General features: G+C 66.6%; 29 protein-coding genes and 3 tRNA genes. 18 read left to right on the top strand and 14 right to left on the bottom strand.

Features of this window, described 5'->3' with window-relative positions:
• Positions 1-13 precede the first annotated feature (13 nt).
• Genes OG394_RS31495 through OG394_RS31515 form a run of 5 tightly spaced genes read left to right on the top strand, consistent with a single transcriptional unit; the run spans position 14 to position 5568 of the window.
• Positions 14-538, top strand: coding sequence for an NADH-quinone oxidoreductase subunit J family protein (locus tag OG394_RS31495; protein WP_328990803.1), 525 nt, complete (start codon positions 14-16; stop codon positions 536-538).
• Positions 538-852 carry an NADH-quinone oxidoreductase subunit NuoK gene (nuoK, locus tag OG394_RS31500; RefSeq protein ID WP_328990804.1) on the top strand — a complete coding sequence of 105 codons (315 nt, stop codon included), beginning with the start codon at positions 538-540 and terminating at the stop codon, positions 850-852. Before OG394_RS31495 ends, nuoK begins: the two co-directional genes overlap by 1 nt.
• Positions 849-2618, top strand: coding sequence for an NADH-quinone oxidoreductase subunit 5 family protein (locus OG394_RS31505; RefSeq protein WP_328990805.1), 1770 nt, complete (start codon positions 849-851; stop codon positions 2616-2618). Before nuoK ends, OG394_RS31505 begins: the two co-directional genes overlap by 4 nt.
• A complete protein-coding gene (locus OG394_RS31510) occupies positions 2615-4117 on the top strand; it encodes a complex I subunit 4 family protein (RefSeq protein WP_328990806.1) in 1503 nt (500 codons plus the stop codon). Before OG394_RS31505 ends, OG394_RS31510 begins: the two co-directional genes overlap by 4 nt.
• Positions 4114-5568, top strand: a complete 1455-nt coding sequence (locus OG394_RS31515; RefSeq protein WP_328990807.1) for an NADH-quinone oxidoreductase subunit N — start codon at positions 4114-4116, stop codon at positions 5566-5568. The genes OG394_RS31510 and OG394_RS31515 overlap by 4 nt, the downstream gene beginning before the upstream one ends.
• 33 nt (positions 5569-5601) lie before the next feature.
• Here the strand turns inward: OG394_RS31515 and OG394_RS31520 are convergent, their stop codons facing one another.
• Together OG394_RS31520 and OG394_RS31525 are read right to left on the bottom strand one after the other, a co-directional pair.
• Positions 5602-5832, bottom strand: coding sequence for a hypothetical protein (locus OG394_RS31520; RefSeq protein ID WP_328990808.1), 231 nt, complete (start codon positions 5830-5832; stop codon positions 5602-5604).
• A complete protein-coding gene (locus tag OG394_RS31525; RefSeq protein WP_328990809.1) occupies positions 5829-6665 on the bottom strand; it encodes an arylamine N-acetyltransferase family protein in 837 nt (278 codons plus the stop codon). The genes OG394_RS31520 and OG394_RS31525 overlap by 4 nt, the downstream gene beginning before the upstream one ends.
• A 90-nt stretch (positions 6666-6755) precedes the next feature.
• Here OG394_RS31525 and OG394_RS31530 point away from each other — a divergent pair, with 90 nt between their 5' ends.
• The gene (locus OG394_RS31530) at positions 6756-7778 is read left to right on the top strand and encodes a lactonase family protein (protein WP_328990810.1); all 1023 of its coding nucleotides are present in this window, start codon (positions 6756-6758) and stop codon (positions 7776-7778) included.
• Here OG394_RS31530 and OG394_RS31535 read toward each other — a convergent pair.
• A complete protein-coding gene (locus tag OG394_RS31535; protein WP_328990811.1) occupies positions 7764-8072 on the bottom strand; it encodes a hypothetical protein in 309 nt (102 codons plus the stop codon). The two genes, OG394_RS31530 and OG394_RS31535, sit on opposite strands and share 15 nt — an antisense overlap.
• Positions 8069-8920 carry a phytanoyl-CoA dioxygenase family protein gene (locus tag OG394_RS31540; RefSeq protein WP_328990812.1) on the bottom strand — a complete coding sequence of 284 codons (852 nt, stop codon included), beginning with the start codon at positions 8918-8920 and terminating at the stop codon, positions 8069-8071. Before OG394_RS31540 ends, OG394_RS31535 begins: the two co-directional genes overlap by 4 nt.
• A gap of 109 nt (positions 8921-9029) precedes the next feature.
• Between OG394_RS31540 and OG394_RS31545 the strand changes: the two genes are divergently transcribed.
• Together OG394_RS31545 and OG394_RS31550 are read left to right on the top strand one after the other, a co-directional pair.
• The gene (locus tag OG394_RS31545) at positions 9030-9815 is read left to right on the top strand and encodes an AraC family transcriptional regulator (RefSeq protein ID WP_328990813.1); all 786 of its coding nucleotides are present in this window, start codon (positions 9030-9032) and stop codon (positions 9813-9815) included.
• Between the two features lie 161 nt (positions 9816-9976).
• Positions 9977-10150, top strand: coding sequence for a hypothetical protein (locus OG394_RS31550; RefSeq protein WP_328990814.1), 174 nt, complete (start codon positions 9977-9979; stop codon positions 10148-10150).
• Here OG394_RS31550 and OG394_RS31555 read toward each other — a convergent pair.
• Together OG394_RS31555 and OG394_RS31560 are read right to left on the bottom strand one after the other, a co-directional pair.
• Positions 10147-10695 carry a hypothetical protein gene (locus OG394_RS31555; RefSeq protein WP_328990815.1) on the bottom strand — a complete coding sequence of 183 codons (549 nt, stop codon included), beginning with the start codon at positions 10693-10695 and terminating at the stop codon, positions 10147-10149. The two genes, OG394_RS31550 and OG394_RS31555, sit on opposite strands and share 4 nt — an antisense overlap.
• Before the next feature lie 83 nt (positions 10696-10778).
• Complete coding sequence (locus tag OG394_RS31560; protein ID WP_328990816.1) at positions 10779-11270, bottom strand: YajQ family cyclic di-GMP-binding protein; 492 nt, start codon at positions 11268-11270, stop codon at positions 10779-10781.
• An 81-nt stretch (positions 11271-11351) separates the two neighbouring features.
• Here OG394_RS31560 and OG394_RS31565 point away from each other — a divergent pair.
• Positions 11352-11434: transfer RNA gene (locus tag OG394_RS31565), tRNA-Tyr, on the top strand.
• Between the two features lie 623 nt (positions 11435-12057).
• On the opposite strand, the gene OG394_RS31570 is transcribed toward OG394_RS31565, so the two are convergent.
• Entirely contained in the window at positions 12058-12885 is an 828-nt protein-coding gene (locus OG394_RS31570) for an alpha/beta fold hydrolase (RefSeq protein ID WP_328990817.1), read from the bottom strand.
• Positions 12886-12917: 32 nt separating this feature from the next.
• Positions 12918-13433, bottom strand: a complete 516-nt coding sequence (locus OG394_RS31575; protein ID WP_328990818.1) for a hypothetical protein — start codon at positions 13431-13433, stop codon at positions 12918-12920.
• Positions 13434-13536: 103 nt separating this feature from the next.
• Between OG394_RS31575 and OG394_RS31580 the strand changes: the two genes are divergently transcribed.
• From OG394_RS31580 to OG394_RS31590, 3 genes are all read left to right on the top strand, one after another.
• Positions 13537-13956, top strand: a complete 420-nt coding sequence (locus tag OG394_RS31580; RefSeq protein ID WP_328990819.1) for a VOC family protein — start codon at positions 13537-13539, stop codon at positions 13954-13956.
• A 113-nt stretch (positions 13957-14069) separates the two neighbouring features.
• Positions 14070-15062: a hypothetical protein gene (locus tag OG394_RS31585; RefSeq protein WP_328990820.1), complete on the top strand. Its 993-nt coding sequence runs from the start codon at positions 14070-14072 to the stop codon at positions 15060-15062.
• Between the two features lie 80 nt (positions 15063-15142).
• Positions 15143-15955, top strand: coding sequence for a transglutaminase-like domain-containing protein (locus tag OG394_RS31590; protein ID WP_328990821.1), 813 nt, complete (start codon positions 15143-15145; stop codon positions 15953-15955).
• A gap of 95 nt (positions 15956-16050) precedes the next feature.
• Here OG394_RS31590 and OG394_RS31595 read toward each other — a convergent pair whose 3' ends face one another.
• Positions 16051-16869, bottom strand: coding sequence for a TrmH family RNA methyltransferase (locus OG394_RS31595; RefSeq protein ID WP_328990822.1), 819 nt, complete (start codon positions 16867-16869; stop codon positions 16051-16053).
• Positions 16870-16979: 110 nt separating this feature from the next.
• Positions 16980-17447, bottom strand: coding sequence for a GNAT family N-acetyltransferase (locus tag OG394_RS31600; protein WP_328990823.1), 468 nt, complete (start codon positions 17445-17447; stop codon positions 16980-16982).
• A 99-nt stretch (positions 17448-17546) separates the two neighbouring features.
• On the opposite strand from OG394_RS31600, the gene OG394_RS31605 reads away from it, so the two are divergent.
• Positions 17547-17936 carry a MerR family transcriptional regulator gene (locus OG394_RS31605; protein ID WP_328990824.1) on the top strand — a complete coding sequence of 130 codons (390 nt, stop codon included), beginning with the start codon at positions 17547-17549 and terminating at the stop codon, positions 17934-17936.
• A 16-nt stretch (positions 17937-17952) separates the two neighbouring features.
• On the opposite strand, the gene OG394_RS31610 is transcribed toward OG394_RS31605, so the two are convergent.
• A complete protein-coding gene (locus OG394_RS31610; protein WP_328990825.1) occupies positions 17953-18900 on the bottom strand; it encodes an aldo/keto reductase in 948 nt (315 codons plus the stop codon).
• Between the two features lie 43 nt (positions 18901-18943).
• Positions 18944-19804 (bottom strand): alpha/beta fold hydrolase, encoded by an 861-nt coding sequence (locus tag OG394_RS31615; RefSeq protein ID WP_328990826.1) that lies wholly within the window; start codon positions 19802-19804, stop codon positions 18944-18946.
• A 65-nt stretch (positions 19805-19869) separates the two neighbouring features.
• Between OG394_RS31615 and OG394_RS31620 the strand changes: the two genes are divergently transcribed.
• Both OG394_RS31620 and OG394_RS31625 read left to right on the top strand, forming a co-directional pair.
• Positions 19870-20370 carry a CGNR zinc finger domain-containing protein gene (locus tag OG394_RS31620; RefSeq protein ID WP_328990827.1) on the top strand — a complete coding sequence of 167 codons (501 nt, stop codon included), beginning with the start codon at positions 19870-19872 and terminating at the stop codon, positions 20368-20370.
• A gap of 58 nt (positions 20371-20428) precedes the next feature.
• Positions 20429-20932 (top strand): GNAT family N-acetyltransferase, encoded by a 504-nt coding sequence (locus tag OG394_RS31625; RefSeq protein WP_328990828.1) that lies wholly within the window; start codon positions 20429-20431, stop codon positions 20930-20932.
• A 45-nt stretch (positions 20933-20977) separates the two neighbouring features.
• On the opposite strand, the gene OG394_RS31630 is transcribed toward OG394_RS31625, so the two are convergent.
• Positions 20978-21898 (bottom strand): M23 family metallopeptidase, encoded by a 921-nt coding sequence (locus OG394_RS31630; RefSeq protein ID WP_328990829.1) that lies wholly within the window; start codon positions 21896-21898, stop codon positions 20978-20980.
• A gap of 453 nt (positions 21899-22351) precedes the next feature.
• On the opposite strand from OG394_RS31630, the gene OG394_RS31635 reads away from it, so the two are divergent.
• From OG394_RS31635 to rpmG, 3 genes are all read left to right on the top strand, one after another.
• Positions 22352-22424, top strand: a tRNA-Thr gene (locus tag OG394_RS31635).
• Positions 22425-22472: 48 nt separating this feature from the next.
• Positions 22473-22546, top strand: a tRNA-Met gene (locus OG394_RS31640).
• A 68-nt stretch (positions 22547-22614) separates the two neighbouring features.
• The gene (gene rpmG / locus OG394_RS31645; protein ID WP_328990830.1) at positions 22615-22782 is read left to right on the top strand and encodes a 50S ribosomal protein L33; all 168 of its coding nucleotides are present in this window, start codon (positions 22615-22617) and stop codon (positions 22780-22782) included.
• Positions 22783-22855: 73 nt separating this feature from the next.
• Here rpmG and OG394_RS31650 read toward each other — a convergent pair whose 3' ends face one another.
• A complete protein-coding gene (locus tag OG394_RS31650; RefSeq protein WP_328990831.1) occupies positions 22856-23620 on the bottom strand; it encodes a hypothetical protein in 765 nt (254 codons plus the stop codon).
• Positions 23621-23639: the final 19 nt, after the last annotated feature.

Raw genomic sequence — 23639 nt, forward strand, 5'->3', positions numbered from 1 at the left:
ACGGGGGCGAGGCGTGACCACGGTGCTCTTCGCCATCGCGGCGCTGCTGACGTTGTTCGCCGCGGTCATGGTGGTCAGCTCGCGCCGGATCGTGCATGCCGCGCTCTGGCTGGTGGTCGCCCTCGGCGGCGTGGCCGGTTGTTTCGGTGCGTTGCGGGCCGAGTTCGTCGCGCTGGTCCAGATTCTGGTTTATGTCGGCGCCATCGTCGTACTGGTGCTGTTCGCGCTGATGCTGACCAAGGCGCCGACCAATCCGCTGCCCGGTATCACCAGCGGCCGCAGCCCCTTCGCCGCCGTGGTCTCGACCGGGTTGGCGATCGTGCTCGGCGCCGGTGTCGTGTTCGCGTTCGGCGGCGAGCGGATCCAGACGGTGCCGGAGGGCTCGGCGAAGGCCATCGGCACGGCCGTCTTCCAAACCTGGGTGCTGCCCTTCGAAGTCCTGTCGGTGCTACTGCTCGCGGCCCTGGTCGGCGCGATCGTGCTCTCCCAACGGCCCGGCCGCACAACTGCAGCGTCAGACCAGGAGGAGCAGGACTGATGCCGTTGATCCTCCCGCTGTTGGTGGCGGTCGTCCTGTTCTGCCTCGGGGTGTACGGCGTGCTCGCGCGACGTAACGCGATCACCATGCTGATGGCGTTCGAGCTGATGCTGAACGCGGTCAACATCAACCTGGTTGCCTTCGACGCCTGGCACCTCGACGGCCTGGCCACCGGTCAGACGCTCGCCGTTTTCGTCATCACCATCGCGGCAGCGGAGATCGGCCTGGGCCTGGCGATCATCCTGCTGCTCTTCCGCGGCCACGGGCACGTCGATGCCGACAGCGCTCGCGATCTGGTCGAGGAGGTCAGGTGATCGCGACCGCCTGGCGGGTCTTCGGCATCGCCTTCTCGTTGGCCGTCATCGTCGTCGCCGCGATCCTCGCCGGCACGGAGCCCGGGCAGTACGAGTTCGCGACAGCGCTCGCCGGTGACCAGACCATCACCTTCGCCGTCCGCACCGACGACCTCACGGCGTACATGCTGGCGGTCGTCGGAGTCGTTGCCCTCTGCATCCAGGTCTACTCGATCGGCTACCTGCACCACGGCCCGCGCATCGCGTCGTACACCGCGCTCGTCACGCTCTTCACGGCCGCGATGGTCACCGTCGTGGTCGCCGACAGCCTGTTCCTGCTGCTGATCGGCTGGGAGGTGATGGGCGTCTGCTCGTACCTGCTGATCGGTCATTACTGGGAGCGGCGCGACGCCCGGTCCGGCGCGGTCAAGGCGTTCCTGATGACGCGGCTCGCCGATGTCGGCTTCCTTTTCGGCATCTTCGTGCTCGGTTTCGCCGCCAAGACCTTCACCATCAGCGAGCTTCGTCCTGAGGAGATCCCGCCGAGCGCGTTGACCGCCGGCACGTTGCTGCTGCTCGTCGGCGTAGTCGGCAAGTCCGCGCAGGTGCCGCTCCAGACCTGGCTGCCCGACGCGATGCCCGGCCCGAGCCCCGTCAGCGCGCTGATCCACGCGGCCACGATGGTCGCGGCCGGCGTCTTCCTGATCGCCCGCCTGTACGACGTTTTCGCGGCGGCTCAAACGACTTTCACCGTGCTGGCCATCGTCGCCGCGATCACGATGGTCTTCGCCGCGCTCTGCGCCTCGGCCGCGGTCGAGGTCAAACGCGTGCTCGCCTGGTCGACCGTGAGCCAGCTGGCCATCATGTTCGCCGGGCTCTCCCTGGGGTCGGAGGACGGCCGCCACGCAGCGCTTTTCCATCTGCTCACGCATGCTGCGTTCAAGGCGTTGCTCTTCCTTTGTGCGGGTGTGCTTCTGCACCAAGTCGGCAGTGCCGCGCTCGTCGTCCTTCGGCGCTACACCCGTCGCGGTGCGCTGCGAAAGGCGATGCCGGTCACGTTCGTGACGATGACGATCGGCCTCGCGGCCCTTGCCGGCGTACCGGGCTTTGCCGGGTTCTTCTCCAAGGACGCCGTCGTCGAGGCCGCCTGGCACACCGCGCGGGAAGGCTCGGCCGTTGGCTGGCTCGTGTTCGTCTCGGTCTGCGTCACCGCCGTATTGACCGCCTTCTATTGCGTACGCCTTTGGTTGTGGGTGTTCTTCCGGACGCCCGCCCTCGCCGGTGCGCTTGGCGCCTTCGAGGACGAGGAGGCGATGGCCGATCTCGACGATCCCGACACGTCGGGCCTGCGGGACGGCTCGTTGCTGATGCTCGTGCCGCTCGGGGTGCTGGCCTTCGGCGCGATCGTGCTCGGGTACGTCGATGGGCTGCACCTCAACCTCGGGATAGCCCTGGTGACGATCGTGCTGGCGATCCTCGGCGCCATGCCGGCGTACTCGCTGTGGCAGCGTGGCGCCGATCCGCGGCCGGAGCTGCTGGAGCGTGAGTTCGGCGTGGACTCGTTCTACGGGAAGGCGATCGTGACGCCGGTGCGATTGCTCGCGCGACTGACCGTTATCGGAGACCAGGACGTCGTCGGTGCGTATGTGCGCGGCCTCGGTCGTACGGGCACGTTGGCCTCCCAGGGCTTCCGCCTCCTGCAGACCGGGAACGTGCAGACCTATCTGACCGGAGCCGTGGTCGGCGTGGTCGCGCTGGCGATTCTCGCGGGGGTGATCGGCTCATGAGCACGGTATTGCTGGTCATTCTCGGCCTGCCGTTGTTGGCCGCGTTGATCCTGTGGGCGTTGCCCGTGACGATCGGCGATCGGATCGCGGCCGCCTTCGGAGCCGTGGTGTCCGGTCTGACCTTGATCGGCTCGGGGGTGCTTTGGTCCGGGATGAGCAAGGGCGGCTCAGCGGATACCTCGCAGTTCTCTTGGTCGGAGACGAACGCGCCCTGGATCCCGCCGCTGGACGTGCGTTTCCACCTCGGCGTCGACTCGATCTCGGTCCCGCTCATCGCGCTAACCGCTCTGCTCGTCTTCCTCTGCTGCGTCTACTCATTGCGGATCACTCCACGCGTCGGTCGGACGCGCTCGCTGATCGCGTTGCTGCTGGTGATCGAGGCCGGCGTGATCGGTACGTTCTCCGCCCTCGACCTGGTGCTGTTCTTCGTCTGCTTCGAGATCGTGCTGATCCCGATGTGGCTGGTGATCGACATCTGGGGTGACGAGCACGATCCGGCCGGACGGCGTCGCGCCGCGACCACGTTCGTGCTGATGACGGTGGCCGGTTCCGCGGTGATGCTGCTCGGGTTCCTGCTGGTCTACCGCGAGGCGGGCACGTTCGACCTGGTCTGGCTGATGGACGGCCCGATCACCGGTGGCACCGGCGTACCGCTGCTCGCGGCCGTCCTGATCGCGCTCGGTCTCGCGGTGAAGATGCCGCTCTGGCCGTTGCACATCTGGCTTCCCGACGCGCACGCGAAGGCGCCGACCGTCGGTTCGGTTCTGCTCGCGGGCGTGCTGCTGAAACTGGGCAGTTACGGCCTAATCCGGATGCTGCAGCCGATCCTCCCCGACGCGACCGCCACCATCGCGCCGTACCTGGCCGGCTTCTCGACCGTCGCGATCATCGCGGGTTCACTCGCCTGCCTCGCGCAGACCGACCTGAAACGCCTCATCGCATACTCCAGCGTCGGGCACATGGGCTTCATCGGTTTGGGCATCGCGACCATGTCGCCGAAAGGCCTGAGCGGCGCGCTGTTCGCGAATATCGCGCACGGGCTGATCACTGGCCTGCTGTTCTTCCTGGCAGGCGCGATCAAGGACCGGCACGACACCAGCGATCTGCGCACGATCGGCCGGGCGCTGTATGCCCGCTTGCCACGGATCGCCGCCCTGCTGACCTTCGCGTCGCTGGCGAGTCTGGGCCTGCCGGGACTGGCCGGCTTCTGGGGCGAGATGCTCGCGCTTTTCGGCGCCTATCAACCCGGTCCTGGTCTGGCCCGCGGGACGTTCCTGACGATGATGGTGATCGCCGGCCTCGGCACGGTCCTCACCTCCGCGTACTTCCTGCGCTTGGTGCGGAACCTCTGCCAGGGTGATCCCGCCGAATACCCGGTCACCGCCTTTGCCGTCGACGTGAGCCGGATCGAGCTGATCACCTGGGCGCCGTTGATCGCCCTGACCGTTCTGCTCGGCGTCTGGCCCGGCCTGCTCCTCGACTACTGGAACTACTCGTGACGATCACCTGGACCGACTGGCAGGCGGCGACCGTACCGCTGGTGCTCGTGCTCGCCGCGATCGCCGTACTGCTCGTGGACGCCTTCTGGACCACTCGCGACAAGCAGCTCAAGCATGCCGTGATCAGCTTGATGGGCGTCGGCGCAGTTTTCTTTGGGCTGGCATTCACGCTGGTCAAACGCAACGACTTCCTGCCCGCGTTCTGCCGGGTCTCCGTGGAAGGGCCGGCCGAGTGCAGCCTGGTGGTCGAGCCGTTGACGGTCGGCCTCTGGGTGGTGCTGCTCGGCGGCGGCCTGGGCGTGATCAGCCTCTCGGCGTACGCGCTGCTCGACTCGGCCATTCCCGTAGGTGAGTACCACTTCCTCCTGCTGAGTGCCCTGAGCGGTGGCATCGTGCTCGCCGGTGCGCGGGATCTCGCCACTTTGGTGATCGCGCTCGAGGTCGTTTCGCTGCCGAGCTTCGCGTTGGTCGCGCTGCGCCGGGATCGCCGCGGATCCGAGGCCGCGATGAAGGCGTTCCTGGTGTCGGTGCTGTCGACGGCCGTGATGCTCTTCGGCATCTCCTACCTGTACGGCGTGACCGGGTCGCTGTATCTCCAGACTTTGAGTTCGCGCATGCTCGACCTCGATCCGGACTTGCACCGAGTCGCGCTCGCGGCCGGGTTGTTCGTGATCGTCGGGTTCGGCTTCAAGATCGCGGCCGTCCCGTTCCACGGCTGGCTTCCCGATACGTACGTCGGTGCGCCGATCGAGGTCACCGCCTTCCTCGCCGTCGTCTCGAAGTCGGCTGGCGTCGCGGGCCTACTCGTCCTCGTCACCGGCGGCGTAGTGCCTTCAGGCTCGTCGGGCCTGCGGACCGCGCTGGCCATCCTCGCCGCGGTCACGATGACCGTCGGGAACGTGGCCGCCCTCCGCCAGGTGGAGGCCGTACGCCTGCTCGCGTGGTCCTCGATCGGCCAAGCCGGCTTCGTGCTCGCGCCACTCGCGATCGGCGACGCGCGAACCGTGGTCGCCTACTTGGCCGCCTACGTCATCGTCACCATCGGCGCCTTCGGCATCGTCGCGGTCGTCCAGCGCCACCGTCCCGCGGGCCTCCTCACGGACTACCGCGGCATGGTCCGTACCGAGCCCGGCCTCGGCGCCAGCCTCATCCTCTTCCTGGTCGTCCTCGCGGGCCTCCCGCCGGGCCTGATGGGCCTCTTCACCAAGCTCGCCGCCTTCGGCTCGGTCATCGACGCCAACCTGATCTGGCTGGCCATCGTGATGGCGTTGAACGTCATGATCGGCCTGGCCGTCTACCTCCGCTGGGTGACCGAACTCTTCCGCCTCCCCGTCGACGACCCCTTCAACGTCAACATCGAAAACCCAGCGGTCGCCGTCATCGGCACCTGCCTAGGCGCTACCGTCGTCCTCTCCCTCCTCCCCGCCACCCTCTTCACCCTCGCCCGCTAGCTCCCGCCCGCTGCCGGCGTGTCGCCTTTCCGTTCATCGGGCCCTTGTGACGCGGCGTGTCGCGCTTCGTCGGTCCCTTCTGACCATGGTGGCGTCGCACTCGATCACGACGTTCGGGTAGAACACGTTGCCTCGTCCGAGCTGGACTTCGCGTCCGATCAGCAGGGAGTGCGGATCCAGTACGACGGACCCTGTCTCGGCAAGCTCGAGGACCTCGGCCACGGTGAGCCAACCGAGGGCGATGCGTTGTTCGTCGGCGATCATGCGGTCTGCGCCAGCCAGTCTTCGTGTTGGGTGGTCGCTCGGCGCCAGAGGGTGTCGCGGTCATTGGCCGAGAGGTGGTCGAGCGGCAGGCGGAAGAGGTCCTTAAGGGTGCCGAACCAGGCAGTGGGTGTTTCGAGTACGACGGCATCGGTGGTCGGCGTCTTGAGGGACAGACCGCGCAGGAGGTGTACGTCGTCGGGTGTGCGGATGAAGGCCGAACAGACCCGTACGAACGGTGAATCGGGCGATGCCGACAGGTGCGCGTGCTGCTGGGCGAAGTCGGCCATGACGGCTGGTGTGTTGTCGAAGTCCATCCCGATCATGCTGCCGAGCTCGTCGTGGTCCAGCCGCCACCCGTCGGGTACGACCTCCGACGGTCGCAGTCCGAACGTGAACGGCTTCTGCTCGTACTGCCCGGGCCTAAGCGGCAGAGGCTCGTGAATCCCGTCCCCGAGCCCAGCGTCGACGAACCACGTCGTACCGGGGTCATCCGGCAGACCCGCCACCGTCAGGACTAGATGGCTGCTGTCGATCTGCGCCTTACCAGTGGCTACATGTGCTCCACCTCGGTGGCGAGTCACCTGGTAACCCAAGGCCTCTAGCAATGCCGAGAGCGCCCCATTGATCTGGAAGCAGTAGCCGCCGGTTTGGCCGGCAATGATCCGCTCGGCCGACTCCACCGGGTCTAACGGCGTACTGCCTCCCAGCTGGAACTGGACGGACTCGTACGGGACCGACTCGACGTACGCCGCGAAGAGCCGGAATAGCGCCTCGACACTGGGACTACCGGCCTGAGGTAGACCGATGCGACGGAGGAAGGCCTGGACGTCCATGGCGACGAGAGTAGGTCGTACCGGCTCAGACGTCGCCTGAATACTGAACTGCAGGTGCTGGCAGCAGCGTGGGATGGCAGGGTATGCGGCATGACCTCGGAGCGGATCTACGTCGGCAGTTACACGAGTCAAGCGGGCGGAGGTACCGGGATCGCTCTCGGGACCCTGGAAGGCGTCGAAGTCGTCGCGACCACGGCAGACCCGTCGTTCCTGACCAAGTCGGCGGACGGGCGGTTCCTCTACGCGACGAACGAGCTCGACGAGGGTCGCGTGAGTGCCTTCGCGATCGGGACCGACGGCGCGCTCGAATTCCTGAACGACCAGCCGACCGAGGGCGCGCATCCCTGCCACCTCGCGATCGACCCGTCCGGGCAATACCTGCTCTCCGCGAACTACAGCTCGGGGTCCGTCGCGGTTCACCCGATCCAGGCCGACGGCTCGCTCGGTACGGCTACGCAGACCCTGCAGCGCGAAGGCACCGGGCCGAACGCGGATCGGCAGGAAGGCCCGCACGCGCACCAGGTCGCGTTCGACCCGGCGGGGGAGTTCGCGTTCGACGTCGACCTCGGCAGCGACACGGTGTACGTCTCGCGGCTGACCGAGGACGGTCGGCTCGAAGAGGTCAGCAGCTTGTCGGTCCACGCCGGGGCAGGCCCGCGCCATTTGGTGTTCCACCCGGGCGGCGCCGCGGCGTACGTCATCAACGAGCTCGACTCGACGCTCACGGTGTGCGCCTACACGCCCGGCAAGCTGGACGCCGTACAGGTGGTCTCGACTCGGCCCGAGGGCGCTAGTGGCGAGAGCTTCCCGGCGGAGGTGCTCATCTCGGCCGACGGGCGTTTCGTCTACGGGTCGAACCGTGGCGACGACACGATCGCGGTGTTCGCATTGTCGGATGACGGTCTGTCCGCCGAACTGGTTCAGACGATCAGCTCGGGTGGGGCCTGGCCACGGCACCTCGCCTTCGGCAAGGATGGGGCCAGCCTGTACGCGGCTAACGAGCGTGCCGACGTGGTGGCGCTCTTCACCGTCGACCAGGCCAGTGGCGTCCTTACCGCAACGGGGACGCCGCTGACCTGGCCGAAGCCTGTGTGCGTTCTACCGCTGCACTAGCTTCTCGAAGAAGAACTCGTGCTTCAGGAACGACGTGTCGTACTCGTGGCCGGGCTGCGGCGGTAGAAGCTGCGCAGCCTGGAAGAGGCGCCACCCGTCCTTGAGAGCGTCTAGACCCGTCTCGTACGGCGGTACGTCGCTGTCGCCCGTAGTAGGAGTTGTAGCGCCAGTGCCGTCGTACGTCGACCAACCGATCACCCGGGCGTCTAGCGCGGAAGAGGCCAGGTAGAGCACCAGCACCTGCTGACGGATCTGTACGCCCTGCTGGGTTTCAAGCGGTGCAGTGAGGCTCATGCCATCTCCTTGGCGGCGTGCGGGTTGAGGCTGCGCTGCGCGACGACGCGACGCGGCTGGTTCGTGACGCGCGTAACCCAGTACTCCGGGTCGAACGTGTCGTCGCCGGTCAGGGCCTGCCACAACTTCACGCGGTTGTAGAGCTCCAGACGGCCCGTGGCGTTCTCGTACCAGGGGAAGTACGTACCGAGCTCCTCGGCGACTGCTGGGTCGTACAGGTCGTCGGTGTTCCAGAGACGGACCTGACGCACAGTGGGGTTAAACCGGATCTTGAACATGTACCGGTCGATCCCGCTGTCGTTGCGCCGTCCGCCGTGCCAGATGCCGTGGTGGAGGAATACGACGGTTCCAGCCGGACAGGTCAGCCGTGTCTGGCCACGGAGGTTCTGATACCTCCCGGTGTCCGACTCGTTCGTACGCCGCAGGTGGCTGCCCGGAACGCTCAAGGTGCCACCCATCTCCAGAGTCACCTCTTGCGGGTAGTACATGAGCTGTACGTCGAAGGCGTCTTCCCGGACGTCGATGATCGCGTCGGCGTGCAGGTTCTGCGCCTCGCCCTCGTTGGCCTTACGAATGTGGACGGCGTGGTGGTCGACGGTCGGATCGGGCCCGACCAGGCTGTGGATGGCGCCGGCGACCTCCGGCAGCTGGACCAGCTTCTGCACGAATGAACCGTCGGGGAACGTCTGCGCCAACGGCGTGCCGTACGGGACCGCGGGAATGCCCTGGTCGAGCACCTCGATGGCCTGCGCGTTCATCTCGGCCGGTACGACAGCGTCCATCCGGAACGAGCCGTTCGCCACGAAATGCGCCATCTGCACGGAGGTGAGCAGGTGTTTGCGATGCATTGTGTCTCCTCTGAACCGGAGGACCGGAGTGGTTGTTACTCGACCAGTCTCATCCGGATCAGCCTTCTTTCGCGTGGGTCTGACTCACCATCAGTGGTAGTTTTTCACCATGGTCGAGCGAGTCGCCTTACACCTGGCGGAGCCGCCCGCGCTGGTCAACCCCGGCGTCGGCGTGCACGGCGTCTGGACTCAGCGCGACGTCTTCCGCCTGCCCGACCTCTGGCAGTTCCACGTGTACGGCTACCACGCGGACCTGACGATCAACGGCCAGAGCTATCCGGTCCACCCGGGTTCGGTGAGCCTGGTGCCACCCGGCGTGCAGGTCGCGTTCGACTACCGCGGCCGCTCGGAACACCTGTTCGCCCACTTCCGTACGTCGTCCGCGGGCGATCCGGTGATGGTGCCAGTCGTCCAAGATGCAGGGGTGGAGTCCACCGTCTTGTCCGACCTCCTGCGCCAGGCGATCCGTGCATCCCCGGGAGGCTCCCGCAGGGTCGTAGCCGAGGTCTGGGCGGCACTGTGGCGCGTGGCCCAATTACCCGAGCCGTCGTCGGATGGGTCGTCGCACGCCGCTGTAGCGACAGCTATCGCGCATATCGAGGCAAACCTCGCACGGCCGCTCGCCGTACCTGAGCTGGCCAGAGTCGCCGGGATCTCCCACAACCACCTCACCCGGCTATTCCGGGCAGAGACGGGTATGACCGTGGTGGCCTACGTACGCCGTCGCAGGATGACCCGGGCGCGGCATCTCCTCACGTCGTCCACGCTGTCCATACCGGCCGTAGCCGCGTCCGTCGGCATCAACGACCTACAGGCCTTCAACAAGGCTTGCCGCCGCGAACTCGGCGCATCCCCTCGAGCCGTCCGCAACACGGTCGCTTTAGAAGACGTCTAACCTCCAGGACATGTACGAGCTTGTACCGACCGCCGCTGCACCCCAGTTCGACGAGGAAGCGGCCGTACGTACCGATCGCCTGGGCGGCTACGGTTGCCGATCTCCCCGGGGGATACACAGACGCACTTGCGCGGGCTGTTGGCGAGCATGAGGCAGGCGTAGTGCCCGACACCTTCGTACTGATGGCCGCCGCTGTCCGGAACGACGAGCAGGGCCAGGGGCACGCCGGACGCGTCATCACCGCCGTACGCGAGTACGCGGCGGCCCGCGGGCCAGAGGTGGACGCCGGCTGGGGGATCTATCGAGAGCCGAATGTCTGGCTTCGCCACGCCTAGTCCGGACGCCGCCCCTCCGGAGTGAAGGTGAAGCGATCGACGCCTTCGCGGACGGCCAGTAGCACCGGCTCGGGATCACCGCCGCGGAAGTGGAACGCGACCATCGACTCGGCGCCCACGTACGCGAACGTCTTGCCATAGCGAAACTGGGTCGGCCCGAACGTCACCGAAGGCCGCCCGAATTCCTGGTGGAACTCGGTCCAGCTCCGATCCTCGTCACACCACGCGACGGCCCGGTCCCGCAGATCGCCGTACTCGCTGTCGGACAGTCTGCGACGGGTCTTCAGCCAGCCGAGGGCGCGCGCGAATTCGCCGTACACCGAGGCCGTCGCATCAAGCCCGCAACCGGGCAACACCTTCGCCATCGCACCGGCGACACCGTCGGGAGCGCCGGCCGGGAACCGCTTGCGCTGCGCGGCCCACTCCGCCTCGCGCTCCTCGAGGGCGGCCAGGTGGTTGAACAGGAACCAGAAGGCCGTCTCGCCGCCGAACGCGCCCGTACGGTGCAAGGCCTTGCCGAGCTGGCCGACCAGGTAATCCCGCATTTCCTCAGCCGACCGCAAGCCCGCTCCCATCCACTGTGGCGGGGACGTCGTACGGCGGGCGGGCCGTACGACATCCCGGGTGATCAGCGGTAGTTCACGAACTGCACGGCGAAGTCGTAGTCCTGGCCCTTGATCAGCGCCTGGACCTCCTGCAGGTCGTCCCGGCTCTTGCTGGACACGCGCAGCTCCTCGCCCTGGATCTGCGCCTTGACGCCCTTAGGGCCCTCGTCGCGGATCAGCTTGGAGATCTTCTTCGCGTTCTCCTGGGTGATGCCCGCGCTGATCGTGACGTTGATCTTGTAGATCTTGCCGGACAGCTTCGGGTCTTCGGACTCCACGCCCTTGAGGGAGATCTGGCGCTTGACCAGCTTGTCCTTCAACACATCCAGGACGGCGTTCGCCCGCTCCTCGGTGTTGGCCTGGATGTCGATCGCGTCACCCGACCACTTGATGCCGGCGTCGACGTTCTTGAAGTCGAACCGCTGGCTGATCTCCTTCGCCGCCTGGTTCACGGCGTTGTCCACCTCCTGGTGGTCAACCTTGTTCACGATGTCGAAGGAGGACTCCGAGGCCATGGGCACTTCCTTTCGATTTGCTGTCGGGGGTGCTCTCTGTTGTATTGTCTCTCCCGCTGGTCCTAGTGCCAGCAGCACCCTGGCAGGTTGCCCGAGTGGCCAAAGGGAGCAGACTGTAAATCTGCCGGCTTACGCCTACGCAGGTTCGAACCCTGCACCTGCCACAGGAGCTAAAACCGCCCCTGACCTGCGGAAACGCAGGCCAGGGGCGGTTTTGCATGTCCGGCCTGCGCAGGTGCAATACGAGGTTCATGAGGACCAGGTCCGGGTCCGGGGTGGGGGTTGTCTCGGTATGTGCCGGGATAGTCGCGCCCACTGCGTTCTGGCGTTCGGACCAGCCGAGGCCCGGCTCCGTCAGCACACGTGCGGGTGGAGGCCACTCGGGAGGCGCGGACATCTGTGTCCAGGTCCCATCGGCAGGGTTTCGCCTGTACGGGACGACTAGGGCGTCGGCGATCTCCAGGCCGTCCGCCTCGACCTAGGACACTGACGTGAGGACGGCATCCTCATCTCCGCGATTCTGCACGCTGTTGGCGGTGTACATGATGTCGGAGCTCCGGACGCCCGGCGTGCACAGATGACTCACCTCGTCTTCACTGCCGACGCTCACCGGACCGTTCGACGCTCTATTCCCTCCCAGACCGCCGCTGCAGGCTGTGGTGACGAGCAGCATCGTGCACGTCACCGCGCCCATGATCCAGTGACGAGATCTTTCGTGAAACACGCCCATCAGACTGGCCTTTCGCGTCGCAACGTCCGAGTGGGCAACATGCGTGGCGACATCAACCTAGTCGGACGAGGTCACCGTGGTCAGCCAGGTGCGGAGGGTGTCGGTTAGGGGGATGGGGGCGTCGTGGTGGATTAGGTGGCCGGCGTTGGGGATTAGGTCGAGGGTGGCGTTGGGGATTAGGGAGGCGAGCTTGGTGCCGATGGACGGGGGGATCCAGGTGTCGTCGGTGCCCCAGAGGATGTGTACGGGGAGGTCGAGTTGGGGGAGGAGTTTCTCGTTTTCTTCGAGGAAACGCGTGTCGAAGTGGGCGATTTGGCGGTAGAAGGCTGGCTGGCCGACGTCGCCGGTCCACGGTTCGACTAGGGCGTTCAGGTCGTCGTCGCGGAGGCCTCGGTGGCTGGCGCCTTGGATGTACGTGCGGACGATGGCCTCGTGGATGTACGCCGGTAGTTCGCCGAGGAGGTCCGGGTTGTCGTGGACGAAGCGGAAGAACGGCGAGCCGCTTGGCGGGATGGCCACCACGTCGACGAGCATCAGCGACGCGTACGGGACGCCGCCGACCAGGTGGGCCCGCAGAGAGACGGTGCCGCCGAAGTCGTGGGCGATGACGTGCGGCCGGTCCAACTCCCAGTGCTGCAGTAGAGCCGCGAACGTCTCGGCCTGCGTCCCGAAATCGACCGCGTGCGAGGCATGCTTCGACGAGACGCCGTACCCCGGCATGTCCCACAGATAGACGGTGAAGTCGCGGCTCAACGTCTCCGCGAACGGTTGCCAAAGTCGCGAGGAGAACGGCGTACCGTGGCACATCACCACCGCCGGCCCTGATCCAGCGCGAGTCCACGCGACCTGACGCCCCTGCCAGTCAAAACGCTCGGTGAGGTCCATGCCGATCCACCGTACCGAGAGCTCAAGTGCCTTCAGTGAAGTTCCACGTCAGTGTTGAGCGTCTGCGTGTGGACTCGGCCGTACTGGCGATACGTGACCTTCACGGCGGCAACGGTGAGCGGGCGTTGGTCGCTCGTGACGCGGAGGTGGATGAGGATCTGGTCAGACAACGCCTGCTCCGGCACGAGTTGGCGGCCGCTGACCTCGCCGACCAGGTGCGGTCGCGGATCCCAGTCCCGCGCGAACTTGCCCTTGGAGGTACGAGTCGCGGAGTGGAAGTCGTAGACCTTGGCGTCGACGAATTCGAGGCCAGGACTCGGCGACTCCGGCACGACGGCCAGGAGCGTGATGATCTGGCGACTGTTGTTCTGGACCGTTTTCACGGGGAAGTAGACATCGTCGCCAGTCTCGACCCCGAACATCGATAGCGAATTGGCCCCTTCGGCCTCCAACGCGTCGCCGCCGCGAAAGCCGAGCCACAGCCCGATGGACACCAAGACCGAGATGGTCACCCCAATGACCGCGGCGACCTTGTCCGTACGTCGCATTTCTCCCCCTCCGAATGCGGCCAGTCACCGCATCATCCCGAAAGTGGAGCACGAGTCTCAGTAGAGGTCAGAGACTGTCCTCTTCTGGCGGGATGCTCTTGCTATGACTGAAAACGCGACCACCATTAGTAACTACTTTGGCTACCGCGATGCGTCTGCCGCCATTGATTGGCTGGGGCGGGCGTTTGGGTTTGAGACGACGATGCGATTCGACGTCGAGGATGGGTCGGTCGGGCATAGCGAGTTGCGGCTCGGCGATGCGGCGATCGTTGTGTTCACCGATCAGGAGGGGTACGAGCGGCCGCCGCGGAAGGGGGAGACGTACGGATTCGGGACTTACCTCACGCTTCCCGACGAGGCGCAGGTCGACAAGATCCATGCGCAGGCGGTCGACGCGGGCGCCACCACTGTGTGGAAGCCCGAGCTGACCGAGTGGGGGAACTACCGCTGCCGGGTGCTCGACCTCGAGGGATTCGAGTGGACCTTCGGTACGCATCGGCCCGGGCAACCCGCCGAGTGGTGACAATCTGTAACAGCTGTGCCGCCCTGACGATGTAGCGGGCACGGTGGTCGTGCCGGTGGGGGCCCACGAGGGGATACCGGCGACCTGGCCATCGAAGTCTCCAGGGGGAGTGCATGCGTTTCAGAAGTACGGCGATAGGCCTGACCGTGCTCGCGTCGGCCGCCACGGGCATCACGGCGGCCGCCGAGCCAGCAATCACCAGCACAACCGCGGCGACCAAGGTCGTCACGATGACGGTCCGGTGGGGAGTGAACGGCGACGTTCCGGTCGCGCGGAACTACGTCGGCGACAGTCGCGTCGATATCGCGGTCTGGCGCCCGTCCACTGGGGTCTGGCACATCCGCGGCCTTGGCTCGATCAACTGGGGCGTCCGCGGGGACATCCCGGTCCCGGCGGACTACAACGGCGACGGCCGGGCCGAGCTCGCGGTCTTCCGGCCCTCCACGGGCACCTGGTACATCCGTGGCGTCGGCGCGATCAAGTGGGGCATCAACGGCGACGTGCCGGTGCCGGCCAACTACGTCAGCAACGCGCGTGCCGAGCTGGCGGTATTCCGGCCGGCGACGGGCAAGTGGTGGATCCGTGGCGGTACGTCGGTCGCGTGGGGTCAGCGCGGCGACGTACCGGTGCCGTCGCATTACTTCGGCGACAGCCATGCCGACGTGGCCGTCTTCCGTCCGGCGAACGGCCGGTGGTACCTCCGCGGTGCCGGCATCATCTCGTGGGGCACCAGCGGCGACGTACCTTCGCCGGCCAACTTCGGCGGCGACAGCCGTTCGGAACTGGTCGTGTTCCGCCCGTCCACCGGCACTTGGTACATGCGGACCATCGGGTGGGTCCGTTGGGGCGCGACCTGGGACAAGCCGCAGCCGGGCAACTATGGCGGCGACGCGCGTGCCGATCAAGCGGTCTTCCGTCCGTCCAACGGTACCTGGTACGTGCGGATGCTGGCGCCTAACTGCGATCCGTCGTACCCGGGCCGCTGCATCCCGCCGCCTCCGCCGGATCTGGACTGCGGAGATATCACTGCAAGGAACTTCACTGTGGTGGGGACGGACCCGCACGGGTTCGACGCCGACAACGACGGTATCGGCTGCGAGAGCTGAAACCCTAGCAAAATAAGCAAAAACCGGCCCTTACGCGCTGAGGGCCGGTTTTTGTCGGTGGGCCTGTCTAGCATCAAATCATGACGCTGGACTATCGAACGCCCGGGCCGTTCACCACCTTCGACCCCGGCCAGATCCCTTTGACACAAGGCCTTCCCGACGATCCGGTCGGGATCTGCCAGGCTGTGCAGAGCCTGGTCATCCAGCCGTACGACGCGACGCCCGCCGGGGTGCCCGATGACCGGATAGACGAGCGGAACCTGCGTCCGGTCAACGCGATCGTCGACGCGCTGACCGCCATCGATCCGACACCGCTGACCATTCCGCGGCCCAAGGAGAAACGGGTGGTCGGCTGCTGCCGGCACTTCGTCACCCTCGCGACGGCCCTGATGCGCGAGCGAGGTATTCCGGCACGCGCCAGGGCCGGCTTCGGGACGTACTTCAACCCCGAGAAGAACTTCGACCACTGGATCGTCGAGTACGACGACGGCGAGCGGTGGGTGCGGATCGACGCGGAGCACCTCGGTCACGGGTATGTGGCGGAGCCGGCCGATCTCGCGCCGGGCGAGTTCCTTACCGGGGGTGAGGCCTGGGCGTTGTACCGCGAGGGCAAGGCCGACGGGATGACCTTCGGCGTAGTCGGTACGGACCACGCCTGGGGTCCGGGTGAGATCCGCGGCAACGTCATCCGCGATCTCGCCGCGTTGAACAAGTGGGAGCCGCTGAACTGGGACGAGTGGGGCCGGATCACCGACTCGTACGAAGGCAAGACCGGTGCCGACTACGACGACCTGATCGACCGCATCGCCGCCGCCTGCGCCCGAGACGAGCCGTCCGAACTAGAGGAGGTGTACGCCGCTGAAGAGCTGACCTTGCCCGACTCTTTCCGCTGACCAGCAACGTGATGTGGTTCCGCTGACACCGGTCCGTACGACGGACCGCCGCGCGTCGTCCAGTCCAGCGCGTTTGTCGGCCGCGGGCGCCGATCTCAGTGGCGGGCCGCTAGCAGGCGTTGGCGGCGGGCCTCGTAGAGCACGGTCGTGGCGGCATTCGCCGCGTTGAGCGAACTCGCCGAGCCAGTCATCGGGATGCTGATCAAGTGGTCCGCCAGCTCGCGCCACGCAGCGCTCAGGCCCGAGGTCTCGTTGCCGATCAGCAGCAAGGTCGGACGGGTCAGGTCGAAGTCGAAGAGCTCGGCCTCGCCCTTCTCGTCCGTACCGACTACGACCACGGGCTTGCCGCGGTCGCGTTCGCGGTCGATCCAGGTCATCACCTCGCGCTGCGACGGCACTCGCACCGACGGCAGAGCGAAGAGTGATCCCGTGCTGGCGCGCACCGAGCGCGGGTCGTACACGTCGGCGGCATGACCAGTCACGATCAGCCCATCGGCGCCGAACGCGTCGGCCGACCGGATGATCGAGCCGATGTTGCCCGGGCCGGAAGGCCGGTCGAACACCAACCCGAGGAAGTCGTGCCGCACCTCGATCCGGTCCAGGTCGTCGGCCGGCATCTCCAGTACGGCGATGAGCTCGGGCGCGGCCTCTTCCTTCTCGCCGAGCTCGGCCAGCAGTTCGCGGGACATGCTCACGTGCTCACCGCCGGCCCGGTGCAGGATGTCCTCGGCCCATCGGGTCAGCGGGCGCTGCGCGTCGTACAGCAATGCCCGGATCGGCCAGCCCTGGTCTACCGCGATCGTGATCGGCCGGACGCCCTGCACCAGGAACTCACCCGCGCGCTGCCGCTTGTTGCGGTTGGTCAGCAGCGCCTGCCACTGCTGGAACCGCGCATTCCGCGAGCTGATCCGCATCAAGTCCTCCGGTCGTCCGAGGCTCTACCTCACCACGTCATACCGCATTCGCGTCACAGCAGGTGCATCGCCGGCCACTAGGGCTCGCCAAGTCGTCGCGAGGATTCCGCTCAGGGGGAATCGTCCAGCACGAGCAGGATGTGGGTGATGCCGTTGTCCGGTGGAGGTTGCTCCTCCGGCGGCACCTGTTTGAAGCCGACCTTCTCCAGCAGGCGAACCGAGCCGACGTTCTGCTCGGCCGGATCGGCGTACAGCGGCCGGACCCGCACTTCGTCCAGGAAGAGCCGCAGCGCCGCCGTGCCAACACCCCGGCCCCAGAAGGCGCGGCCGAACCAATAGCCGAGCCAATGCTGCCCGTCCTGCTCCCACTCGACGATGTTGCCCGCCACCTCGCCGTCGGCCAGCACAGTCCGCAGGGTCACGGTCGGATCGACCCGAATCTTCGCGAAATGCGCGACGAACCGGTCATGCTCACGCGCCGGGAACGCCGCGCGTCGCGACGCCTCCGGATCCGACTCGTATTGGTGAAAGATCTCGACATCGTCATCCTCGACCGGCCGCAACACCACCGTGGTCATCGCACCACCTCCTGCGCTCTACCCAAACACCCGCCACCGACAGAAAACCCACCCAAACATCGGCCACCGACAGTTTGTGCGGGGTGCGACGATCAGGGCATGACCCAGATCAAGACGGAGGACGGCCGGTACAGCCCGAGCGCGGCGGCCGAGCTGACCGGCCTCACGATCGACACCCTGCGCTACTACGAGAAGGAAGAGCTGATCGGCCCGATCGAGCGCCTGCCCGGCGGCCGGCGCGTCTACAACGAGTGGGATATCGCCTGGATCGGCGTGGTCAGCTGCCTGCGCGATGCCGGCCTCGGGATCAGCGACCTGCAACGGTTCACCAGCCTGCTGCGGACAGAAGGCAATCCGGCCACCCGCGTCGAATTCCTCCGCGAGCGCCGGACCGCCCTGCTCGACCACATCGCCCGAATGAACGCCGCCCTAGGCGTCCTCGACGACAAAATCACCTACTACAGCACCCGCGAAACCCCCACGGACTAGCCGACCGAGCTAGGCGTCACCACGGCGTGTCCAGCTCCGCGCGTACGTCAACCGGGAGCTCAAGACGCGCGCCTTCGATCGACGCCGCGAGCTGTTCCGGCTTGCTCGCGCCAACGATCGGCCGCACCACCGGCGAGCCGCCGATGAGCCACGCCACCACGACACTCGACCGGCTGACACCGAGTTCGGCGGCGACCTTGGCAAGGGCCTCGAGCCGTGCCGTCGTACCGGGGTGGTCGTATTCGGGCGGCATCGGCCGGTCGTCGCGTTCGTACGAGCCCGCCATCAACGGCGTGTAGGCCCACAAATTCCAGCTCGGATCGGCCGTCGCGAAGTCGAGCGTCTCATCGGTCAGCCAGCCGAACCGGTGCTGACCCGACTGGTCGGCGACGAACGGCCGCGGGTGCACATAGCTGTACTTCAGCTGGAGGAAACTCGGCACCTCCACACCAAGCTCGACGGCCAGAGCGCGAGCGCGTTCGGTCCGCCAGAGCGACCAGTTCGACAGGCCGAGGCGGCCGACCGTACCGGAAGCGACGTGCTGCCCGAAGGCCGCGACCGTCTCCTCCAACGGCGTCGAGCGGTCGTCGCGATGCGCCCAGTAAAGGTCGATGTGGTCCACCCCGAGCCGGCGCAACGACGTACTCAAGGCACTGGCGATACCGGCCTGGTCGAGCGATTCGACGGAGGTCGGATAGCCGCCGGGATGGAGTGGCTCCCAGCCGACCTTGGTGGCGAGTTTCACCCGCTCCCGTACGCCGGGGCGGCGCGCGAACCATCGGCCCAGTAGCTCCTCGCTCTGTCCGCCATGCCCACTCGGGACGTGCCAGAACGCGTAGCAGTCGGCCGTGTCGATCCACTCGCCGCCCGCGTCGACGTACTGGTCGAGCAGGGCGAAAGAGGTCTTTTCGTCAATACGGGAGCCGAATTCCATCGCTCCCAGTGCAAGGTTCAATCCGGTCATGACCAGGAGCCAACAACCTGGAGCGCGCTCCAGGTCAACCCTTTCAACGCCGTCGCGCGAGGAACTCCAGCATCAGCGCGGCGATCTCGGCGGCATGCGTCTCGAGGGCGAAATGCCCGGTCGGCAGCAGGTGGATCTCCGCATCCGGCAGGTCCCGCGCGAAGGCCTTCGCCCCGGCCGGCGGGAAGATCTCGTCGTTCTCGCCCCAGGTCGCCAACAGCGGGACCTGGCTCGTCCGGAAGTACTCCTGGAACTTCGGGTAGAGCCGGAAGTTGTCGACGTACGAACGAATGATGTCGAGCTGAACCCGCTCAGCCCCAGGCCGGGCCAGTAGCGCCAGGTCGTGCGTCCACGTGTCCGGGCTGACCAGCGACGGGTCCGGAACGCCGTGCAGGTATTGCCATTTCACCAGTTCGGCGCTTTGCATCATCGCGGCCGCGTCTTCGTTCTCGGGCGACTGCTCGGCGGCATACGCGTGGACGTCGGCCCACATCTCCTCGACCAGCCCGTCCTCGTAGGCGTTGCCGTTCTGCGTGATCACGGCGGTGATGCGTTCGGGATGCGCGAGCGCCATCCGCCAGCCGATCGGCGCGCCGAAGTCCTGGACGTACATGGCGTACGACGAGAGGCCGAGCGCCTCGGTGAACACGGTCGTCAGCTCGGCCAAGGTGGCGAAGTTGTAGGTGAACTCGTCCGCCGAGGGCATCGCGGACTGGCCGAAGCCGAGGTGGTCCGGCGCGATCACGCGGTACGACTTCGCCAGCAGCGGGATCAGGTTGCGGAACATGTGCGAGCTAGTCGGGAATCCGTGCAGCAGCAGGATCACCGGCGCGTCCGCGGCACCCGCCTCCCGATAGAAGATCTCGTGCCCGTTGACCTCGATGGCGCGGTGATGCGTTGTCATGCCTAACCCCTTTGAGACGTTTATGTGGTTACAGAGTCAACCTTGCGGAGTGCTAACCTGTCAACATGCTCAATGTGGTTAGACGTGATGACGAGCTGTTGCTGGACCTGCTCAACACCGCGCCGATCGTCGACGGGGTCAAGGCGGACGCCCTTGCGGATGACGCGGCCGCTAAGGGCTGGCTCGACGATCAGGGTGCGGCCGGTACGACGCCCGCCGTGGCGCGAGCGGTGCGGGACGCCATCGCGTCCGTGGTGCGCGGTGAAAAGGCGGAGGTGCTGCAGCCGTTCCTGGCCGGCGCCTCGCGTACGCCGGCGATCGACGGTCAAGTCGTGCGGTGGGACCTCAAGCCCGGCAAGGCGGGCGAATTCGCTGTGCGATGCGTGCTGGCCTGGGCCGAATTGGAAGAGCTCGCGCCTGGCCGACTTCGCCCCTGCGAGAACGACGAGTGCAACCTGTTCCTGCTCGACCGAAGCCGGGCCAACTCGCGCCGCTGGTGCTCGATGGCGACCTGCGGCAACCGCCTCAAGGCTCGCCGCCACCACCAACGCACCACCCGCACCTGATCCGCCGTACGTCGAAAAGCGCGGGCGTTGGCGGGGGAGTCGGGTGATGATGGACGGCGTGACTGATGCCGTGAGACAGGACGTGACCGTTCGCCGTGGCGTGCTCGAGGATGAGGCCGAACTGCTCGCCCTCGATCAGGCGGCGTGGAGCCCGGAGTCCGGGTTTCCCTCGCTGACGCCACCCGAGCGGGACTCGTTCTTCAGCGAGAGGTCCAAGCCGGAGTATCACCTGGTCGCGCTCCACGACGAGCGGATCGTCGGCTACGCGAAGCTGGTGGAGCGCTATCCCATCGAGGAGGGCGCCGGCGTCTTCGCCGTCCACGGCCTCGCGGTCTCGCCGGAGGCGCGCGGTCTCGGCATCGGCTCGACGCTGATGCAGGCCGTTGAGGACGAGGTACGTCGCCGCGGCGGCCGCAAGATCTGCCTGAACGTGTTCGCCACCAACACCGCCGCCCGCAAGTTGTACGAACGCCAAGGCTACGAGGTCGAAGGCCATTCCCGGGCCGAGTTCGTCATCAACGGCCAGCTCATCGACGACTACAGCCTCGCAAAATTCATCTAGCCCGGGCGAGCGCAATGCTCACCCGGGCTAGAGGAATGACTTGAGCTACGGCGTGACGCCGTGGTCGATGAGCCACGGCTTCGGGTTCACCTGGGTCTCGCCGCCCAGCAGTACCTCGAAGTGCAGGTGCGGGCCGGTGGTGTTGCCGGTGGTACCGATCGAGCCGACCTGCTCGCCGGCGCTGACGCTGTCACCGACCGACACGGTGAACTCCGACATGTGCGAGTACGACGTGACAGTGCCGTCGCTGTGCCGGACCTTCACCTGACGGCCGTACGCACCGGCGTACTCGGCCGCGATGGCCTTGCCGGCCAGCACCGACCGGATGGGAGTCCCGTACGGCGCGGCGAAGTCCAGGCCGGTGTGGTTGCGCGCCCAGCGGCTGCCGCCCTGGCCGAACGTCGCAGTGATGCGGTAGCCGGTAGTCGGCAGTGAAGCCTTCGGTGCGGCGGCCTCAGCTGCAGCACGGGCAGCTGCACGGGCCTTTGCGGCCGCAGCGGCCTGGGCCTGCTTCTTGGCCTCTGCGGCGGCGGAGGCCTTCTTCGCGGCAGCAAGTGCCGCGACCCGGCGCTCCGTCGCAGAACGGTTCGCGGCCAGCTTGGCGGCGCGGGCCTTCGCCTGAATTTCAGCGGCGGCCTGGAGCTTGCGGGCAGTCGAGTCGGCCAGGGCGAATCGCGAGGCGTCGCGGGTGGCCAGCTCGCGCCGGTCGATCCGGGCGGCGGTGATCGCCTCGGGTTGGATCGAGTCGGCCTGGTTGGTGGAGGCGCCATTGCTGACGCCGACGGTGCTTGCACTGGCTGCGGCGGCCAACGCGGCGGTCAGGCCGATGACCTGAGCACCTCGGACTTGCTTACGCCGAGTGACACGGTGTTTGGCGGGTGAACGCCTGGCGGTGCCTGCCGTGTTCGCCGTGCGAACCACGGATCGCGGTGTGGCGCGATCGGACACGTCACGGAGAGGGGACACGAGGGGACCTTCCACTGGAGGGGCATTGAGGGGCGTGACTTACCCCCAGGGTTTTCCCCAGGGGGTGGCCTCGACGATAACGAGAAGGTCACGACGGCATCAAACTGTTGAACGTCGAACTGACCCGAATTCGCTCACTCTGGGTTAAGCCCGGTTGGGCTCTTCGTGGTCGGTCAGGCGGCATGCCGGTGGTTATCGGGGGTGCGAATCGTGTGACCCAAGTCATGCCAGTCGATGCACGGAAACGTCCATGAGGTTGTAATACGTGCCGATTCGGTCCCGATCGGATGGCGAAATCGGCCCCGATCGAGGCCGCCGAAAATTGGCAGAAGCACCCCTCTCGGCAGGGTAGACTTCCGCTGTCGGAAGAGCGGTGCAACGGCCGTCCGGCAGGTGTGATCGAAGCCGATTTCACACCTGGGCGGGAGGCCGTGTAGTGTCTCTCCTCGGCCCGCCCCTTTAGCTCAGTCGGCAGAGCGTCTCCATGGTAAGGAGAAGGTCTACGGTTCGATTCCGTAAAGGGGCTCTGAGAAGGATGTCTCGCCCGGTCCGCCGGGCGCGACGGACAACTCTTGGCGGGGTAGCTCAGGTGGTTAGAGCACACGGCTCATAATCGTGGTGTCGCGGGTTCGACTCCCGCCCCCGCTACCCACCAACGCAGTGCTTTCGAGAGTGCGATCACCCAAGTTGCGCACTCCTGACTAGAAGAGACACCAATGGCCAAGGCAAGCGACGTCCGCCCGAAGATCACCATGGCGTGCACGGTGTGCAAAGAGCGCAACTACATCACCAAGAAGAACCGGCGCAACGACCCGGATCGTCTTGAGCTGAAGAAGTTCTGCCCGCGCTGCAACGACCACACCGAGCACCGCGAGACCCGCTGACCTCAGCAACTTTTCGCGAGAGGCCGTTCCCGAGTCGGGGACGGCCTCTTCGCTATTTTGCGGACGCGCGGCGTTAGCCGGCCGCGTAGCCCGCGAGGCGATCATCCCGGGGCGTGAGGCAGCAGCTCGAGCAGCACTTCCCGCCGCCGGCCGCGCACGAGTAATACAGACAGCACGTGTTCCGCAGGTAGACCAGGATGTCCCGGCCGCCGCGGTCGACCGTGGTGACCTCGCCCAGCCGGTCGAGCCCGGCAGGCGCTCCGCCGATGAACTCGGCCCATTTCTCCGCCAGCACCTTCGGGTCTGCCGAAACGGTCTCGCGCGTCGCCGCGCAGAACCCCAGCGCCGTACCTGAGGCAACTCCGCCGCGCAGTTGACGAAGGCCAGCACGGGTACGACGGTGCAGCTCGGCCGCCAACGGCAGTAGGTGGCCCGCCAGCGTTACGTCGTACAGGGCGGGTAGTCCGCCTGGGAGTGGCTCTAGCGATCGGATCGCGACGGCCTCGATCCCGGCGTCTGTGGCTGGTTTGACCCAGAGGTTCACGGGACGGACGTCGAGGACGACTCCCTCGAGTGCCCAGAGGAGGAGGGCCGTTGCGGGGATACGCCCGGCGTACACGGCCATGAAGCTCAACGCCGTCGCGTGCTCGCTGGTATGGCCGCGACCGTCGTACTCATGCTTGAGCAATCCCGTGAGTTCAGGCCCGTCCGGAACGAGTAGACGATCCGCACGGATCCAGTCGTCTCCAGCCGGTTCACCGAGCTGCACCTCGTAGCGTGCCCCGAAGCGGGCCAACGCGGCCACTGTTCCAGCGGGGGCGTCTTCGTACGCCGTCACGCAGCTACCTTCCAGTAAG

Origin of the sequence: Kribbella sp. NBC_01245 (assembly GCF_036226525.1) — a bacterium.
Classification (GTDB): domain Bacteria; phylum Actinomycetota; class Actinomycetes; order Propionibacteriales; family Kribbellaceae; genus Kribbella.